This window comes from Photobacterium toruni (assembly GCF_024529955.1).
In the GTDB taxonomy this organism is placed as follows: Bacteria; Pseudomonadota; Gammaproteobacteria; order Enterobacterales; family Vibrionaceae; genus Photobacterium; species Photobacterium toruni.
Genome location: NZ_AP024854.1, coordinates 2,393,358 through 2,413,009 on the forward strand (window position 1 = coordinate 2,393,358; position 19,652 = coordinate 2,413,009).

Sequence of the window (19,652 nt, forward strand, 5' to 3'; positions counted from 1 at the left end):
GATAACGCCGAACATGGCTTTAAAATTAACTCAACTCGCAACTTCACTATCCATTTATCATTAATATCTTCATTTTATATGACATTTATTATTACTGATCACCCAATTAGTACCATGCTCGCATTCTTAGATAATGCTTATGAAGCATTAATAACCCTCTCACTTACGTATAATTGACATATAATATTAATAAATTGAACTAATAAATAAGTATTACGAATGGATAATATGCAAAAGGGGATCCATTATAAGATCACCCACCCCGCTCATAAACTATGGATGATTGCGTTAGTTGCCGCAGCCGGATCTGCATTATGTATTGGTATCCTTGCCTTTGTTGATGGTGTCGCTAAAGGTGACTATCTATTAGTTGCACCTTTTGGAGCCACCATGGTATTGGTTTTTGGTTTACCACAAAGCCCTTTAGCCCATCCTAAAAATGTAATATTCGGCCACCTGACAACGGCAATTACAGGCATTATATTTGCTAATTTTTTACCCGTCACATTCTGGTCTTTAGGTTTGGCTGTTGGCGTGGGAATTTTTCTAATGATAATGCTTAATGTTACCCATCCACCCGCTGGCGGAAATCCGTTATTGATCATGTTAGGCGCTCATACCAGTATTCTGTTTGCGTTTTATCCCATTTTTGCAGGTAGCTGCATCATTGTTCTGATTGCACTGTTGTACCATGCATTAGTCTCTCGTTTAGAATATGCATGGGTTAATAAACCTAAAGAAGGCAAAGATGTATAAAAAAATATTGTATGCGCTAGATCTCGATTCTAAGCCCTATCTTCTCAAAGCAATTGCGTTAGCGGATCAACTCAATGCAGAACTGTTTGTAGGGTATGCAACAAACCTTGATGAACAGCTTTTTTCTGATGATGCGTATTTAGGAAATACTGTTGGGGATGATATTGTTAATACAGAAAAAGCTGAGCTAGAAAATAAAATAAAGGCGTTAATTGCTGACACAACATTAAATAGAGATCATGTTTATATTGTTAATGGGCCAGTTGGAATGGCGATTGAGCGCTTGGCGACAAACTTAGAGGTTGATTTAGTGGTTATGGCTAACTCTCACCATTATTTTAGCTTTTTATCCAAAAACAGCCTCCTGATAAAATTAGCAACGCACCATGATTTTTTAAGTTTATCTTAATAAAATACGTGTTATATCACTTAAAAATGTCCTATTTTACAACTCAATAAATAAAATAGGGCATTTTCATTAGTCTGATGACAACCGAAACGCTATTACTATTTTGTACGTTATTTGACATCACAAGTAACCTCGCTCTATCTTTCATTTAGCGCAATAAAAACACGCCTTAATACTATATTAAATACCACAATAATAGATTTTAGCTATTGAATGTATCGGCTGTAACGATTTCCTTAATATGCCCATTTTGACAATAATGGCTCCAGAGATTTGATTTGCACTACAGCATAAAAAATTAAAATTATATTCAAAAGGATTCCATATTATGATCAACACTGAAATCAAGCCATTTAGCGCTACAGCATACAAAGAAGGCAAATTCGTAGACATCACTGAAAAAGATGTTCTAGGTAAGTGGGCTGTATTCTTCTTCTACCCAGCTGACTTTACTTTTGTATGTCCTACTGAGCTTGGCGACCTAGCTGACCATTACGCAGAACTACAATCTCGCGGTGTTGAAGTATTCTCAGTATCAACTGATACTCACTTCACTCATAAAGCATGGCACGATAGCTCTGATACTATCGGCAAAATCAACTACTTCATGGTAGGCGACCAAACTGGTAACATCACTAATAACTTCAATGTTATGCGTGAAGGTCAAGGTCTTGCAGACCGCGCTACTTTCCTAATCGACCCACAAGGTGTTATCCAAGCAATGGAAATCACTGCTGAAGGTATCGGTCGTGAAGCTGATGATCTAATGCGTAAAGTGAAAGCAGCACAATATGTTGCATCACACCCTGGTGAAGTTTGCCCTGCAAAATGGAAAGAAGGCGAAGCAACGCTAACTCCTTCTCTAGACCTAGTTGGTAAGATCTAATCTTATTGACCTTTGATGACAATATTTGTTTTTGACGCCTAATCGAAATGCAATATTGCTCATCCTGCTTTTAAGTAAATCATTTATTTAAAAGTAATAAGGCATCAAACATCCCCCTAGTGTTTGGTGCCTTATTAATTTAAAGACCTTCAAACATATTTACGCCTTTTTATATAGGCAATATGTCGTATGACAGTAGACCCGCATTCATTTTCTGCTGTTAAGCCATGAACAAATTAAAAAGGCAAGATTATGTTAGAACAAAGCATGAAGCAGCAACTAAAAGCGTACTTAGAAAATTTAAAAACAGATGTACAACTGGTATTAAGTTTAGATGATAGTGACACTGCACAAAAACTGCATGAATTAGCTTACGAGATTGCAGAACTAAACGATAAAGTCAGTGTTATTGAGAATAGTAATGCCAGCGTACGTAAACCTGTAATGCAAGTGGTTAACCCAACCAAACAGACTTCAATCAGCTTTGCAGGTCTGCCAATGGGACACGAATTTACTTCATTGGTATTAGCGCTACTGCACAGCGGTGGTCATCCAATGAAATTAGAACAAGCTGTTATCGATCAAATCGCCGCATTAGATCAAGATATCATTGTTGAAACCTTCATTTCACTGTCTTGCCAAAACTGTCCAGATGTTGTGCAAGCGTTCAACATGATGGCTGCAATTAACCCACGCATTAAAGCAACCATGATTGATGGTGCGGCTTTCCAAGCGGAAGTCACTGAGCGTAATATCATGGCGGTACCCACTGTTTATGTAAACGGTGAAGTATTTGGTCAAGGTCGTATGTCACTCACTGAAATTTTAAATAAGTTAGATACCGGCGCAGCTAAAAAAGCCGCAGCAAGCCTTAATGATAAAGCCCCATTTGACGTATTAGTGATTGGTGGTGGTCCTGCTGGCGCATCAGCGGCTATCTATTCAGCACGTAAGGGGATTCGTACTGGTGTTGTTGCCGAGCGTTTCGGCGGTCAAGTTATGGATACTATGTCTATCGAGAACTTTATTTCTGTTCAAGAGACAACAGGTCCTCGTTTAGCGGCAAGTCTTGAAGAGCATGTAAAACAATATAACGTTGATATCATGAGCGAGCAGCGTGTTGATAATATTGTTGCGGCGGCTGATACTGATGATGGTTATGCGCATATTTACTTACAAAGCGGTGCAATTTTAAAATCTCGCAGTGTGATCATCACAACAGGCGCCCGCTGGCGTGAGATGAACGTCCCTGGTGAGCAAGAATACCGTAATAAAGGTGTGGCTTACTGCCCTCACTGTGATGGCCCATTATTTAAAGGTAAACGTACTGCGGTTATCGGTGGTGGTAATTCAGGTATTGAAGCGGCAATCGACCTTGCGGGTATTGTTGAACATGTAACCGTACTTGAATTTGCTGATACCTTACGTGCCGACCAAGTATTGATCAATAAAGCGGAAAGCATGCCTAACATTGACATTATTAAAATGGCACAGACCACAGAAGTGGTTGGCGATGGTACTCGTGTTACTGGTATTAGCTATAAAGATCGTAATACAGATGAAATCAAACACATCGAACTTGCAGGTATCTTTGTTCAAATTGGTTTAGTACCAAACACTGAGTGGCTTAAAAAGTCAGCCGTTGCATTAACACCACGCGGTGAAATCGAAATTGGTGCTTACGGTAATACTAACGTTAACGGTATTTTTGCAGCAGGCGATGTTACCACCGTACCTTTCAAACAAATCATCATTGCGATGGGTGAAGGTGCGAAAGCAAGTTTAGGTGCCTTTGATTACTTAATTCGTAATCCTGCACCAATCGCTCAATAATTCTATTTGCTACGCGAATTCATCATATACAAGGCCTGTTCTAATTAAGAGCAGGCCTTTTTAATATTTAAAGCACCCAAAATCTGTATATTTAGAGCTTCGGTTTAAATACGTAGTTGGCATAAATAGTAATAATAGTCATACCTAAACCTCGTATTATTCTTCAATTTATCAATAAAAAAATTAATACCAATAAAAACTATTTAATTTCACTATTGATTAAACCATCATTAAAAATGCACATTTTACAAAATAAACCCCAATTTACAAACATAAAAAAACAAATGAAACCCTATTATTTAACACTTTTGAGTTTACTTTTTAAATATTTAAAATCATGATCTTATAATTATGTTTCGTTTTTATGCTTCATATTTTAAACGTCATACTCGTGCATTATTACAATCTCAAGCTTAGCCTTTTCGGCACCAAAACTTATTTCTTTCTGCGTATTTTGTTCCATTTTTTACCCATCTTTCCTGTGGGGTATATTTCTTTAACCAAATCAATCGCACTTTTTAAGTAACGATGATTCCTTTTCTACACTTTTGAGTAATATCTTTTATAACTATTGAGAATTCATATTGTATTCACTCCCCCTATTTGAAGCAGGAAGCTAGTTACATGGAATATTTAGAGAGAATTAAGCGTTTAGCTAAAGTTCAAGGTATCAGTCAAAAGCAACTTGGTGAGGCACTAAGCCTTCAGCAAGGTACAATGAGCCGTAAACTTTCAGGTAAATATGGTATTGAAGTTCGCGAATTAGAAAAAATCGCAGAAACATTAAATACATCAATCGGTTATATTTTAACGGGTCAAATTGATACAGGTACACAAGCAACGACTACTATCAGTACTGAACATGATAGTTCTACAACGTGCACCTATATTCCTGTGATCCATCGTAAAGATTTTTCAGCTTACAATTTAGGTGATTCTGTTGAGGTGATTAGCAAGCGTGCTATCCCCCAGCATCTAGAGCGTGATGCATGTCTGGGTTTATTCATTGATAATGAAAACATTTCACATTGCGCACCAGTGGGTAGCTACGCATTAGCGACTAAAGAAGCCGCTTACCGTCCTAAGCAACCAGTGTTTGCTTCTGTACGTGGCAGTGAGCCTGATTTTTACCATATGACGCAACTGGCTGATGGTGTTGTATTCTCAACCTCACAACCAGACTTTCCAAATTTATTTGTAAATAATGGTGAGTTCCAAATTCACGGTTATATTATCCAGTCAGACTGGGCTTACGATCGTTAATCACGACAAACTGCTCAATTAGGGATAAAAAGAAAGCTCATCGTCATTCGATGAGCTTTTTTATTGCTTTCGCTTGTGATCAAAAACGGTTATTTTTAAGCTATTTAATACGCTCTTTAACTGAATTTATCATTATGCCTACTATTATTGTTGCCTCAACCAACCCTGCAAAAATTACCGCTGTCACTGATGCATTCAATGCTATTTTTCCACAACAATCATTTATTACGACAGGTGTCAGTACGGAAAGTGGTGTGCGCGATCAACCATTAACCAGTGAAGAGACATTATTAGGGGCTAACAATCGCGTTATTTCGTGTCGTGAACGCTACCCTGATGCTGATTATATTGTCGGCCTAGAAGCAGGATTAGATGATAATTTTACTTTTGCATGGATGGTGATTGAACATCAAGGAAGAAAATCGACCGCTCGTTCAGCTTCGTTACCTTTACCGCCATTAGCATTGGAAAAAATAGCACAGGGAATGGAGCTAGGAGATGTGATGGATGAGATGTTTGCTCAACAAAACATTAAACAAAAAGGGGGGGCTATTGCAATGCTAACTAACCATTTATTGAGCCGTAGCAGTGTCTATCAACAAGCATTGATTCTCGCGTTAATCCCTTTTTTACACCCTGAATTATACTAGTTATCATTCAAAAGTGATGACTAACGCGTGATATGTTAATAACAGCGGATCGCTATTCTTCTGGTGCAGAAGGAACATTTTTAGCGAGAAAATCAGCTAACCATGCTTTTGTTGCATCATCTTGATGTTTAAGTTCGTTAGAACCACGAGTGATAGTAGCCACACCAACACCCAGTAATTCACTGATTTTACGCTGGCTACGTTCACCATTAAGTAACTCATGCACTATATTTACGCGTGCAATTAATGCCTCTCTTTCATCATGAGTTAATAATACTTTAAACAGTAACTGATCCCGCTGTTGCGCAGAGGCTTGCTGAAGCAAATCTATAATTTGTTGCCAATCAGTATACTTTGGTGAGTCTACAGCCATTTTTATTTATCCCGTCAGGCATTATATACACGAGGAGTGTACCGCGATTCCCATATCAGACCAAGTAACGGTTATTTTTACACCCCGCACTGATCAAATAATTTGTATATCAATCAGTATGATATTTATCTTCAAAATACTAACACTGACATAAAAACATGCTCTTATTAACGAATAACCGCTACGGTTATTTTCGATATAACAATAGCGGTTTATTCATAGCGTTTGAAAATGATTAATAACGCGCTTTTAGTTCTTCAGGGCTAAATAACACCCCTTTACGTCCCATCAGTTCATTATAATAAATATCAAACATCAACACATTTTGAACATAGCCACGGGTTTCATTAAACGGTATTTGTTCAATAAATGCATAAACATCCAGTTTACCATCAGTCACTTTTTTCCATTGTGATACACGCCCAGGCCCCGCATTATAAGAGGCAAAAGCATAAACACGATTATCATCATTACGCTTTAACATCATTTCTAAATACGCACTGCCTAAACGAATGTTAACACTCGGATCAAATAAACTTTGTTTACCTTTATATTTATAATCAAGCTTTTTCGCTGTTTCTGCTGCGGTTGCTGGCATAAGTTGCATTAAGCCACTCGCACCAACATGGGATCGCGCATGAATATTTAATGCACTTTCTTGCCTTGCTAATGCCATCATGGTTGATGCAGGAATATTGCGTTGCTCACTGAAGAAATCAAATAACCACTGGTGCGCTAATGGGAATCGTAATGTCATATGATCCCACAATTTACCTGAAATAGTGGCTTGTACAGCAAGGTAATGCCATTGATGTTTCTCGGCATAAACAGCTAATTGACGCTTGGTTTCAACATTGGTGATTTTAGATAACAAATAACCCCATTCACGATTAGCGGCAGTCACCTTATCAAGTGCAATCAACTCTTTAACACGCGCTAAACTCGTTTTATAAGGCTTTAATAAAGCGGTCGATGTGGGTGCTTTAGTTAGCGGATACACAATGGGCTTATTGAGTATCGTCGCAGCAGCCGCACTGTAAAAATCGCGCTCACCTAATAATGAAGTATAGATTTTATCCGCTTGTTTTTTCTTGCCGTTTTGCGCTAATAATTTTGCTTTCCAGAATGTCCAACGTGGTGTCTGTTGTGCTTCCTTCGGTAAGTGATCAATCCAATATTGCGTTTGTTTCCAGTTAGCCTCTCGAATAGCATTACGCACTCGACGCTCTAAAAGACTGGCATTATCACTCTGCGCTAATTTACTATCGCGCCATTGCGCTAAACTTGAATCTGATGTCGACATTAAGCGTGAAGCGACAGCATCAGCCAATTTTTGTTTGGTTGCTTTATCAAAATGCTGCCCACGCACAACTTGGTCATATTCTGTTACCGCCTGTTTCGTATCAGTGCGCGCTAACAATAAATAGGCTTTTTGAGTCAGTGCCTGATTAAATGGTGTGACTTTGCTTTTTTTAGCAAACGCCCCCACATTTTGCGGTTGATCATACAATGCAAGTACTGCATCACCCGTCGCCTGCGCATCACCCGTTAATAGCTTATCAAGATAGCTCAATAAGCTTTTATTACCTTTGCCATAAGCCAATACCATTCGATCGAGCACCATGGTATTGGTTCGTTTACCCGCCGCACTCCAACTGTCTAATAAATCATCACATCCAGCAGGTAAAGAATTACCTGTTTGCCATAATTTTTCAGCACCTTGCCATGCTAATGCTGCGTTACCTGTTTTCTCTTTGGCATAATAAAACGCACATTGAAGATCAGTCTTGCGTGGAACCGCTGGTTGAATCATTAAAAAATCATGCCAACGCCCAGTGTTTACCAATTGGTTTAAATAACGTGTTTTAATAGCCTGACTGAACGGCAACATTTTATATTCATCAATAAATACCTGTACTTGACTCGGTTTTTTAGTTGCCAGTTGAGCATTAAATTCACGATACTCTAAATAAGGATAAAGTGGATATCCGCCTAACTTGGTTTTTTCTTGATGAAATACAGCCAGATCATTATTTGAAAAAGCCGTTTGCGCTTGTTCATACCATGTACGCTGTTGCTCTAAAGAAGCAGCTTGAACAGTCACCGTGCTGGTTAATCCGACCGTCAACAAAGCCAATGAAAAAATACGAGAAGAACTACATAGACGCGTCACGATTAACTCCATATCAAAAAACCACCCAAAAACATGTACAATCCTTGTTCAATAGTAGCAAAAAAAAGCCACAAAACCGCAAAATAGTGCTCACTCATCAGCACTCATTCACCTTCATTGGCAGTAATGCCTATAAAGTCTGATTGTGATAGTAACAATGATAATAAACAATCTCTTTCTATCGCTAAAATACCTTACTCAGCCGCGGAATTAACAACAATTCGAGTGAACTTTTAGAGATTATAGGTACTATATAACCTTTATTTTAGAGTAGAGATCACACACGGATATGGCTGATTACGTCTATACCATGTCGCGAGTGGGCAAAATCGTCCCACCTAAGCGTCAAATCTTAAAAGATATTTCACTGAGTTTTTTCCCTGGTGCCAAAATTGGTGTTCTAGGTCTTAACGGTTCAGGTAAATCAACCTTACTGCGTATTATGGCAGGCATTGATACTGATATTGAAGGTGAAGCGCGTCCTCAAGCTGGCCTTAAAGTCGGTTATCTACCTCAAGAACCTGTATTAGATGAAACTAAAACAGTACGTGAAATTGTTGAAGAATCGGTTTCTGATGTTAAAGAGGCACTGATTCGTCTTGATCAAGTTTATGCCGCTTACGCTGAACCTGATGCTGATTTTGATGCACTCGCAAAAGAACAAGGCGATTTAGAATCATTAATTGAAACTAAAGATGGCCACAACTTAGGGATGCAACTTGAGCGTGCGGCAGATGCTTTACGTCTACCTGATTGGGATGCTGTCGTTAAAAACCTATCGGGTGGTGAGCGTCGTCGGGTGGCTATTTGTCGTTTATTACTTGATAAACCCGACATGCTACTACTTGATGAACCTACCAACCACTTAGATGCTGAATCAGTGGCGTGGCTAGAGCACTTCTTGGTGGATTACAGTGGTACTGTGGTCGCTATTACCCACGACCGTTACTTCCTTGATAACGCTGCGGGCTGGATTTTAGAACTTGACCGTGGTGAAGGTATTCCATGGCAAGGCAACTACACCTCATGGCTTGAGCAAAAAGATGCACGTCTAAAACAAGAATCATCTCAAGAACGAGCTTTGCAGAAAACCATTGAGAAAGAGCTTGAATGGGTACGTCAAAACCCGAAAGGTCGTCAGGCAAAATCAAAAGCACGTATGGCGCGTTTTGAAGAGCTTAACACCACCGATCACCAAAAACGTAATGAAACTAATGAGCTATTCATTCCACCAGGTGAGCGTTTAGGCGATAAAGTCATTGAAGTTAAAAACCTAACTAAATCGTTTGGTGATCGCGTTCTGATTGATGATTTATCTTTCAGTATGCCTAAAGGTGCTATCGTCGGTATTATCGGTGCTAACGGTGCAGGTAAATCAACGCTATTTAAAATGTTAAGTGGTGCAGAGCAACCTGATTCTGGCACCATTGAACTGGGTGAGACAGTAAAACTAGCATCGGTTGATCAGTTCCGCGATAGCATGAACGATAACAATACGGTTTACCAAGAAATCTCTGAAGGCGCTGATATTCTTAGAATCAACAACTTTGAGATCCCTGCTCGTGCGTATGTTTCACGCTTTAACTTTAAAGGCAGTGATCATCAAAAACGCATCGGCGATTTATCAGGCGGTGAGCGTAACCGTGTTCACTTAGCGAAACTGCTAAAAGCCGGCGGTAACGTATTACTTCTCGATGAGCCAACTAACGACCTTGATGTTGAAACATTGCGTGCATTAGAAGAAGCGTTACTTGAGTTCCCAGGTTGTGCCATGGTTATCTCGCATGACCGTTGGTTCTTAGACCGTGTAGCAACACATATTCTTGATTATCGAGATGAAGGTAAAGTGAGCTTCTTTGAAGGTAACTTTACTGAATATACTGATTGGTTGAAGAAAACCTTAGGGGCTGATGCTGCTGATCCTCACCGTATCAAGTACAAACGTATCACTAAATAATTCATAGCATTCTATAAAAGAGCTGTTTCTACAGCTCTTTTTATCAAAATAAAATAACCTTTTAAATCAATTAGTTTAATTAATTATTCATTAATAGATACAATATAGCCTCATTTTTGTGACGTGATAACTAGCAATAATGAAAATGAAAACATAGACTGAGTAGCTTATTATTTATCGATAATAGCTATAAATTATGCCTCATTTAGAACCACCAGTACCAAAATCATCATTTCAGACCAAATCTTTGCACTTGTTACTACAGCATTATCGTACAGTTATCATCATTGTTGTGTGTGGTCTGTTTAGTTACGGTAGCTATTCAATGTTTCACCTTTATCAAAATGCTAAAATCTCACAAATCAAAGCTCAAAAACTAGGCGCTCAAGCATTAGCATTAAGTGCATCGCTTTCTGAAGAAACCGCGATGAACCACAATCTCAATCAAGCATTAGCGGATAAGAAAAAATCATTAGTTGCGCTTAATCAACGGATTGATGATATGGAAACCGTACTTGGTATTGAGCCATCAGAGAATAACCAAACCATAACTCAACGGGTTGATACCGCCGCGATTAATTCAGCAGTTAGAGCTACATTATTTCAATTAATTCCTAACGGCGCTCCAACCCCTAATGCACAATTAACCTCCGACTTTGGCTCACGTGTTCATCCAATAACTAAAAAACGCAAACGTCATGATGGTCTTGATTTTGCAGCTAAAATTGGCACTCCCATTTATGCTCCTGCTGATGCTGTTATTGAACGCGCTCGTAGCAGTAATTATGGCTATGGTAATCAATTAACCCTTAATCACACCATGGGATTTATTTCGACCTACTCGCACATGAGTAAATTTAAAGTTAAACAGGGTGAGTTTGTTAAAAAAGGTCAACTTATTGGTTGGACAGGTAATTCAGGGCTATCTACCGGTCCCCATTTACATTACGAAATTCGCTTTTTAGGCAAGCCGCTTAACCCACGTCCATTTGTGAAATGGAATATTGAAAATTTTGACGCGCTGTTTAAACAAGAAAAGAACGTTCAATGGGCATCATTATTAAATACCATCAATGGTATGGTGGCGATGCAGGTGCAATTAACCGGCGATGAAAATCAGAACATGGGAATGACAACGGTCAATCATACCAAGCCACCTCAAAACCACGTTGAGCTTTAAATAAGACCTGCACTCACTAGCCTCTTTCTCATTTTAAAAAAGGCCACCCACATTATTGATGGTTGGCCTTTTTATTACCGGTTAATTGACACTATTAAGATTAGTTAATCAGCTCAATTAACTCATGAATTGTTTTGACTGCGACAATTTTTGCACCTAACCCTTCCATTGATTTATGGTAGTTACGATAAGGAATAAAGATTTCCGTAAAGCCATGCTGAGCGGCTTCTTTTACTCGTGGCACACCACTGTCTATCGGACGCACATCACCATTTAGACTTAACTCACCCATAATGCAGGTTGTGCGTGGCACTACAAACTCGTTTAAGCTACTTAATAATGCTGCCACTAATGCCAAATCAATACAGGTTTCTGATTCATCAATCTTTAAGCCACCAACAATATTGAAAAAAGTATCATGGAATATTTTAGTTTTAGCATGCTTACGTAAAATCCCCGTCAGCATTTTAATTCGATTCATATTTAAACCGACACAAACCCGTTGCGGAAACTCCCCTTCAGTTTCGGTAGTTAAACATTGGATCTCAAGTAAAATATTCCGATTACCTTTACGAATACAAGTAATTGCAGAGCCTGATGATTCAGTGGTTGACCCCGATAAGAAAATCTCACTCGGGTTATCAACACTGAGCATGCCGCGCTCGGTCATTCGAAAAATACCAACGGTATCGACATCACCAAAACGGTTTTTATTGGCACGTAAGGTTCGAACTTGACCATCATTGGTGTCAATATGCAGTAACGCATCGACGATATGTACCAATGTCTGTGGACCTGCAATTTCATTATTTTTATTCACATGCGCAATTAAGAACATGGTGACATTATTTTGTTTGCAATATTGCGTCAGTGATTGTGCTGCGGTTTTTACTTGTGACGGCGACCCCGGACTCCCATTGGCTAAGTCAGTTGATACCGCTTGAATCGAGTCAATAACCGCAAACTTGATCTGTTTTGCATCTAATTCGGCAATAATAGCTTCAACACTGGTTTCTGCCATTAAATACAAATTATCTTCATTACAGTCTAATTTAAGTCGATTTACACGGTTTTTAAACTGCGATAACGATTCTTCCGCAGTACAGTAAAGTGATGGCATTAATTTCGACATTCGTGCCACTAAATCCGACAATAATGTCGTTTTACCTGCACCAGGATCACCTGAAATAATATTCACTGAGCCAGTGGTTAATCCACCGCACAATACACGATCTAACTCTCCAATGCCTGTTAGCATTTTTTGAGCATCAACCGCTTCAACTTCATGCAATTTTTTAGAACCACCGCCGGCAATACCTGCATATCCCGATAAACTTGAACGCGCTGAAGTTGCCACGCCAGTTTTAGTATTTGGAATAGTAAATTCAGTGATCGTATTCCATGATTTACACCCAGAACATTGACCTTGCCAACGCGCAAAGTCCATTCCACAATCACTACATACATAAGCTCGTTTTGCTGCTTTTGCCATTCTAAATCCTATATCTCTTATTCTTCACAGCCACTAATCATAGTAGTGTCAAGAAACTATCGAATAACGACAAATATATGTCAGTTAACGCTAAATTTTTTACGCTGTTGGTCGATGATACAACTAGTCCATTCATCAATAGATCCAAGCCATGCATCTCGACGATTATAAAGCACTGATTGAGCAATTATTGCCAATCTATAACCAGCCTGATTTTGAAGCCGTGTTCCAGTTACTGACTCAGCATGAAACGGGTCCGGTACGGCTACAAATAAAAATGGAAATCAATCGTTTAATGACCCCTTGTAATAAGATCATTGATCTACGAGGGCGCGTTAAAGGCCAGTGTCGACAATATACGTTTAACGATCATAATCATTGGCTTGATGATGTCGCGATCAATCTTTATCATCGTCGCAAAGCAATATTTGCGGATCAATATTGTAATGGCTTATATGAAGAATTAATCAATACCCATAATAATTTTCGTATTCTTCACCACCAGCAAAAAATATCACCGCCTGATGCCGCAACAACAAATGCCCAATATAGCTTATTTCAGGCGCAACTGATTCGATTTGGATATTATCTTAGTCGCGAAGAGAAACGGCTCAGTATTGCAACGCCAATAGCATTAACACTACCTAACGCGCAGCAAATCTTAGCGACAACCGTTGATCTTTCACCTTCAGGGGCGAGGTGTAAAGTGCCGGCAGCGTTTGACTATCAATTAGGTCAAACAATTACTGCATCCTTTCCACAATTGGCACAACAATACCAAGATCAACAACTTAATCAACGTCACCCTTACCGCATTTTAGGTATTGATGATATTCAAGATAACGACAGTATCAAATGGTTGCGTTTACTGGCATTAACGGATCATTCTGCTTTACAGGCAATGATTAAACACGACCAACATCAATCATTAAGTCGTAATAACCACGATGATAAAATCATTCAGTTACGTACCCAAGGTTATGAACACTGCTATCTAAAGCACACGGTAACAATGCCGTTATTTTTTGCTGGAGAAAATCTAAAATACAGCTTGTTAACGGATCATAATCAGCATCAATGGCAATATTGGCATGATGAACGCAATCAATCCGTAATTAATCATCTGTTATCAGCATCACGAATTAAGAACCTTGAATTAAGTGGTATATCGCACACCAGTACCTTAATTTATAGCTTCTTTCATGAGCATCAAGGTCAGCGCTATTTTTATTCAGCAGCACTGCCTGAAATGACGCGTCAGCAGCGCTTATTATTTTGGCAAATAGGGGCTAAACGTGAAAGTTGGCGAGTTATGCGCTTAACGATTTATCCATTGCTGCAAAATGATACTCAAGCATTGGCGCAACTGACACCAGAGATGATGCCTTATTGCCAAGATTTATCACACATCGGTACGTTACAAGATTTAACCCACCACGAAGTACAACCAGACTATCTTTGTGGCATGACCTCAACCTTATCCGCCCAAGCGTTAAATCAATTTCGTCATCCTCGCAATCCCATTAGCCAAGCTGAGGCGATTCATTTTGATCCTAAACCGCTACGCAGTGAATCTCGATTTAATTATAAAACTGCCATTGAATTACAACAGAATCAACACAGAATCAGTGGCTATTCAATTGATTTTTCAAGTCGTGGACTCAATATTAATTTAGATCAACCACTACGATGTAAACAAGGCGATACCGTGCTAATTGCATTCTCCCAACTAGCACGTGCCACTAAAAACGATATTCTAAAAAAAATGCCTTATCAGGTCATTCGCACTAGCCCAAGTGGTAAAAATATTCAATTAATCACAATTGAAAATGAAGATGGCTTATTAGGTGGACAATTTCTACGTACTTTAATTGCATCTAATATTGAAAATTTAGCCCTTTGCAAAGAACCGCAACCATCCCCCGCGATGCTACTAACAATGCATCAAATGTTATTAACTCGCCTTCACAGCCTGCCGTATTTTGCTGAAAAAGTAGATCATAAAATAAAGGTAAAAGCGGTTGGATCCAATTTCCCATTATCATCACTCGCGAGCATATTGCATCAACTAAGTAATAATGATCGCTTAGATCTTGATATTATTTTCAAACAACGAGTAAAAGAGATGTTGGCCGATCCAATGCGACCGCGGGATAAACCACAACAACCTTTTATTCATGAATTATATTTAGCCGTTGAGTATCACGAGAATCAACGGCATAAGATTGAGACTAAACTGCGCAGGGATTTTGAGGATCTTGCATCCCAACGAGCTTATATACAGCAAGCACGTCAGCAAGGGGATTTATTCGCATTACGCATTACTGCGCTACCATTATTAAACCCATTAACCGGATTAATAGGTGAAAAACTCAGTAAATTAGCGCGTTTATCGCTTCATCGAGCACGAGTATTAGAAATAGAATTTACATCGTTAATGGGCTGTGGCGAAATTTTCGATATTACAGATGAAGTATTAATACGTCTTGAAATCCATTAACGTTAACCATCAATCCGCACCATTCTCAGGTGCGGCTTAGTGAGCGAATCATTAATCGAAACAGCGTATCACTGCATACACAACTACCATGCTAAACGTTGCTCGGCTAACGACGCTGATAGAATACAAATAATTGCACCTAAATCAGCATGACGAATTGCCACATCAGCCTGTGGCTCAACTTTAGGTTTCGCATGATATGCAATGCCTAATCCTGCAACATCCATCATCACTAAATCATTGGCCCCATCACCAACAGCAACGGTATTATGCGGTTCGATATCAAACTCTTCAGCTAATGCCAATAATATTTCTGCTTTGGCTTTGGCATCAACCACTTTGCCAATCACCTTGCCCGTTAACTTACCATCAATAATTTCCAACGTATTTGAGGTTGCTGATACCAAATTAAATTGTTGCTGAAGATGATCAGAAAAATAGGTAAAACCGCCAGAAGCTATCGCGACTTGCCAGCCATAATGATACAAAGTGGCAATAAGTTGCGGCAACTCAGGCATTAACGGCAATCTATCACGTACTTGCGTTAAAATAGCTTCATCAGCTCCAGCTAACGTTGCGACTCGTTGACGTAAACTTTGTTCAAAATCTAACTCACCCAGCATCGCACGCTCAGTAACCGCAGCAACCTCTTCACCAACACCGGCTAATTTAGCGATCTCATCTATACACTCAATTTCAATGGCGGTTGAATCCATATCTAACACCACAATCCCTGGCATTGATAAATCAGGAATATCACTCACATAAGCGATATCTAATTGCTGTTCTAATACTGCTTGTTGCTGTTCTAATGTTAGTTCACTGGCAATCAAAATTGCATCATACGATCCGACTTTCCATGCCGCTACAATTTCAATAGCACTCAAAGCCACACCATTAATTGCATCAATATTATCCGTGGTAATCTGTTTACCATAGACCAACCAATTTGCTTGGCGTTTACTGGTATTGGTTACAGATAATATTTCTGGAAAGCGTTTAAACAAGGTTGGGTGTTTGTTGATTTTGAGTACGTTTACAACGTCCATTGTGTCATCCTTTACAATTTAATTACTATAAACCTAACGATTGTATGCTTGAAGAGCAAGGCTAATTGTAAAATTAGTGTTATATCAACAATCACATAAAATGCCTTTATTTATATATAATCATTAACTTAATGTTGATTTAATTGACTATTTATTAACACGCATTATTTGTTAATAAACTTTAACACTTCACTCTAGGGGAAATAATCATCCGTTATTATTTTAGTGTAGAATAATCATAATCAAAAAAATCGGATGATATGAATGATCCAATGGAACACTAAGCGATGGCAACGTCAGCGGCTGCAAAAAGCCATGATCTTGTTTGTATGCCTATTAACATCTATTGGCATACTTCAATATGGCGCGATACTTAGCCAACAAAACTACCAAATGCTGAGTGAGCAAACTCAAACTTTATCGCAAATTATTGTTCGCCAAGCCGCTAAAAATGCAGCAACTGATATTAAAAATAAAGATCAGCGCCAACTGCAATTATTAGTCAATAATTTGGCGACTGAGCCGCTCATTTTAGATGCAACAATCTATAACCTTGAAGGAGTGGCACTTGCGAAAACAAAAGCCGCATTGCCATTAGAGCAACTAACCGGACTGTCGACCCCATTGGCAATGGCAAGTATTGGTCGCCAACAAATAGCCGAACCGGTATTAAATAACGGTCATATTGTTGGATTTATGCGTATTACGCTGGAACACGATAAATTGTTGACGCATGCAATTGAGAAAATAGCCACGATGACAGCAATCATTCGCGGACTCATTATTGCAGCACTGATTCTTGGTGTTTTATTGGCGGTTGTTTTTAGTCGCCAACGTTATCAGAGTAGTTTTCCGTTCTTGCATCATCATCACCAATAAGATGATCTTAGCGTATAAAAAAGCGGTAATAGTGTAGACTATTACCGCTTTTTTTAATGTTTATTGATACTAATATAAAATATCAATTACCTGATCGATTACTCAGCGTCACCAAGTAATACTGATTCTAGTGCAATTTCAATCATTTCATTAAACGTTAATTGACGCTCTTCAGATGTTGTTGCTTCACCACGTAGAATATGGTCAGAAACAGTACAAATAGTCAGTGCCTTAGCACCAAACTCTGCCGCAACGCCGTAGATACCCGCCGCTTCCATTTCAACGCCAACAATGCCGTATTTATCCATTGTTTTGAAGAAATCAAAATCAGGATTGTAGAACAAATCAGCAGAGAAAATATTACCAACTTTAACAGGAATACCTTTTGCTTTTGCTGCATCTACTGCATTTTGTACCATACCAAAATCAGCAATAGCTGCGAAATCATGACCACCAAAACGGATACGGTTTACTTTAGAATCTGTTGATGCGCCCATACCGATAACAACATCGCGCAATTTAACGTCATCACGTACAGCACCACAACTACCAACACGGATAATTTTCTTCACGCCAAAGTCTTTAATTAACTCTGTCGCGTAGATAGAACAAGAAGGGATACCCATACCGTGGCCCATAACAGAGATCTTACGACCTTTGTAAGTACCAGTAAAACCAAGCATGCCACGCACGTTACATACTTCTGTTACATTCTCTAGAAATGTTTCAGCAATGAACTTAGCACGTAGTGGATCACCCGGCATTAGTACTACATCTGCAAAATCGCCCATTTCAGCATTAATATGTGGAGTAGCCATCGTTATATCCTTTCTGTTAATTGAATCAATAATCAATGGTACTAATGTCTATTGACACTCCGCACAACTGATTACCAATAACCGTTTAATATCGATCTGATGACGATCGTTATCGTACAAATATGTCCATTTTTATACTAATCAAGGCGATTAATCCAATCATTCCTCGCCTTGATGATCAAGATAATGGTAGCTAATTATGTTTTATAGAAACGATTTTCCATAATCCATATCAGATGTACCAAAATGTGTTGCTAAGCTTTGACCAATATCAGCAAATGTTTCACGGCGACCTAATGAGCCAGCCTGAACTTTTGGTCCTGTAACGATCACTGGAATATGCTCACGTGTGTGATCAGTACCCGGCCATGTTGGATCACAACCATGGTCAGCAGTAATAATTAACACATCGTCTTCTTTTAGCAAGGCTAAAATTTCAGGTAAACGACGGTCAAAATATTCTAGTGCTGCGGCATAACCTGCAACATTACGACGGTGACCATAAGCTGAGTCAAAATCAACAAAGTTAGTAAATACGATGCTGTTATCACCAGCAACTTCAATTTGTGCTAACGTTGCATCAAACAGTGCAGGAATACCGGTTGCTTTTACTTTGCGAGAAATACCACAACCAGCATAGATATCAGAGATCTTACCGATAGAAATAACTTCACCTTGCTTTTCTTCAACTAACTTTTGCAAAATAGTTGTTGCAGGTGGCTCAAGCGATAAGTCACGACGGTTACCAGTACGCTCAAATTGACCTTTGCCCGCACCAATAAATGGGCGCGCAATAACACGACCAATATTATAATCTTCTAGTTCTTCACGAACGATATGACAAAGTTCCATTAACCTATCAAGACCGTAAGTTTCTTCATGACATGCAATTTGGAATACAGAGTCTGCTGATGTATAGAAAATGGGTTTACCTGTTCGCATGTGCTCTTCGCCCAAATCATCCAGTACTTGAGTACCTGATGCATGGCAGTTACCTAAGTAACCGTCTAGACCTGCACGAGCAAGAATACGATCCGTTAGCTCTTTAGGGAAACTATTGGTTTTATCGCTAAAGTAGCCCCAATCAAACAATACTGGCACACCCGCAATTTCCCAGTGACCAGATGGTGTGTCTTTTCCTGATGAAATTTCTTTCGCATGGCCAAAAGCACCTACGATTTCAACGTCAGTATCCATACCTTCAGGAAAATGACCACATGATTCTTCACATGCTTTTACTAAGCCTAATTTGGTTAGGTTAGGCAAGTATAAAGCGCCGCTACGATCACCATTATCAGCTTCACCACGCGCACATGCTTGTGCAATATGACCCAGTGTATTTGCACCTACATCACCGAAATCAATCGCATCTTCTGTTGCGCCGATACCAAAAGAATCTAAAACTAAAATAATTGAACGTTTCATGTTTGCTCC

At 39.1% G+C, this 19,652-nt stretch carries 16 protein-coding genes; 10 read left to right on the plus strand and 6 right to left on the minus strand.

Annotated elements, in window-relative coordinates; translation table 11 throughout:
• Positions 1 to 219: 219 nt before the first annotated feature.
• The 6 genes from OC457_RS11335 to yjjX all read left to right on the plus strand — a co-directional run bounded on the left by OC457_RS11335 (position 220) and on the right by yjjX (position 5,797).
• Positions 220 to 756 carry an HPP family protein gene (locus OC457_RS11335; RefSeq protein WP_080175062.1) on the plus strand — a complete coding sequence of 179 codons (537 nt, stop codon included), beginning with the start codon at positions 220 to 222 and terminating at the stop codon, positions 754 to 756.
• Positions 749 to 1,165, plus strand: a complete 417-nt coding sequence (locus OC457_RS11340) for a universal stress protein (protein WP_080175063.1) — start codon at positions 749 to 751, stop codon at positions 1,163 to 1,165. The genes OC457_RS11335 and OC457_RS11340 overlap by 8 nt, the downstream gene beginning before the upstream one ends.
• Before the next feature lie 328 nt (positions 1,166 to 1,493).
• Positions 1,494 to 2,051 carry an alkyl hydroperoxide reductase subunit C gene (gene ahpC, locus OC457_RS11345; protein WP_080175064.1) on the plus strand — a complete coding sequence of 186 codons (558 nt, stop codon included), beginning with the start codon at positions 1,494 to 1,496 and terminating at the stop codon, positions 2,049 to 2,051.
• A gap of 252 nt (positions 2,052 to 2,303) precedes the next feature.
• Entirely contained in the window at positions 2,304 to 3,884 is a 1,581-nt protein-coding gene (gene ahpF, locus OC457_RS11350) for an alkyl hydroperoxide reductase subunit F (RefSeq protein ID WP_080175065.1), read from the plus strand.
• A 624-nt stretch (positions 3,885 to 4,508) separates the two neighbouring features.
• Positions 4,509 to 5,147 (plus strand): helix-turn-helix domain-containing protein, encoded by a 639-nt coding sequence (locus OC457_RS11355; RefSeq protein ID WP_080175066.1) that lies wholly within the window; start codon positions 4,509 to 4,511, stop codon positions 5,145 to 5,147.
• Positions 5,148 to 5,281: 134 nt separating this feature from the next.
• A complete protein-coding gene (yjjX, locus tag OC457_RS11360) occupies positions 5,282 to 5,797 on the plus strand; it encodes an inosine/xanthosine triphosphatase (protein WP_080175139.1) in 516 nt (171 codons plus the stop codon).
• A gap of 52 nt (positions 5,798 to 5,849) precedes the next feature.
• Here the strand turns inward: yjjX and trpR are convergent, their stop codons facing one another.
• Positions 5,850 to 6,176, minus strand: a complete 327-nt coding sequence (gene trpR, locus OC457_RS11365) for a trp operon repressor (protein ID WP_370737969.1) — start codon at positions 6,174 to 6,176, stop codon at positions 5,850 to 5,852.
• A 229-nt stretch (positions 6,177 to 6,405) separates the two neighbouring features.
• The gene (sltY, locus tag OC457_RS11370; RefSeq protein ID WP_235866948.1) at positions 6,406 to 8,343 is read right to left on the minus strand and encodes a murein transglycosylase; all 1,938 of its coding nucleotides are present in this window, start codon (positions 8,341 to 8,343) and stop codon (positions 6,406 to 6,408) included.
• A gap of 289 nt (positions 8,344 to 8,632) precedes the next feature.
• Here sltY and ettA point away from each other — a divergent pair, with 289 nt between their 5' ends.
• Together ettA and OC457_RS11380 are read left to right on the plus strand one after the other, a co-directional pair.
• On the plus strand, positions 8,633 to 10,300 hold the full coding sequence (gene ettA, locus OC457_RS11375) for an energy-dependent translational throttle protein EttA (protein WP_080175069.1): 1,668 nt from the start codon (positions 8,633 to 8,635) through the stop codon (positions 10,298 to 10,300).
• Between the two features lie 196 nt (positions 10,301 to 10,496).
• Positions 10,497 to 11,480 carry a M23 family metallopeptidase gene (locus OC457_RS11380; protein WP_080175070.1) on the plus strand — a complete coding sequence of 328 codons (984 nt, stop codon included), beginning with the start codon at positions 10,497 to 10,499 and terminating at the stop codon, positions 11,478 to 11,480.
• Positions 11,481 to 11,580: 100 nt separating this feature from the next.
• On the opposite strand, the gene radA is transcribed toward OC457_RS11380, so the two are convergent.
• Entirely contained in the window at positions 11,581 to 12,972 is a 1,392-nt protein-coding gene (gene radA / locus OC457_RS11385; protein WP_080175071.1) for a DNA repair protein RadA, read from the minus strand.
• 151 nt (positions 12,973 to 13,123) lie between these two features.
• Here radA and OC457_RS11390 point away from each other — a divergent pair, with 151 nt between their 5' ends.
• Positions 13,124 to 15,472: a PilZ domain-containing protein gene (locus tag OC457_RS11390; protein WP_080175072.1), complete on the plus strand. Its 2,349-nt coding sequence runs from the start codon at positions 13,124 to 13,126 to the stop codon at positions 15,470 to 15,472.
• Between the two features lie 83 nt (positions 15,473 to 15,555).
• On the opposite strand, the gene serB is transcribed toward OC457_RS11390, so the two are convergent.
• Entirely contained in the window at positions 15,556 to 16,521 is a 966-nt protein-coding gene (gene serB / locus OC457_RS11395; protein WP_080175073.1) for a phosphoserine phosphatase, read from the minus strand.
• Positions 16,522 to 16,785: 264 nt separating this feature from the next.
• Here serB and OC457_RS11400 point away from each other — a divergent pair, with 264 nt between their 5' ends.
• Complete coding sequence (locus OC457_RS11400) at positions 16,786 to 17,400, plus strand: YtjB family periplasmic protein (protein WP_080175074.1); 615 nt, start codon at positions 16,786 to 16,788, stop codon at positions 17,398 to 17,400.
• Positions 17,401 to 17,498: 98 nt separating this feature from the next.
• On the opposite strand, the gene deoD is transcribed toward OC457_RS11400, so the two are convergent.
• Both deoD and OC457_RS11410 read right to left on the minus strand, forming a co-directional pair.
• The gene (gene deoD / locus OC457_RS11405) at positions 17,499 to 18,218 is read right to left on the minus strand and encodes a purine-nucleoside phosphorylase (RefSeq protein ID WP_080175075.1); all 720 of its coding nucleotides are present in this window, start codon (positions 18,216 to 18,218) and stop codon (positions 17,499 to 17,501) included.
• 204 nt (positions 18,219 to 18,422) lie between these two features.
• A complete protein-coding gene (locus OC457_RS11410) occupies positions 18,423 to 19,643 on the minus strand; it encodes a phosphopentomutase (protein WP_080175076.1) in 1,221 nt (406 codons plus the stop codon).
• Positions 19,644 to 19,652 lie beyond the last annotated feature (9 nt).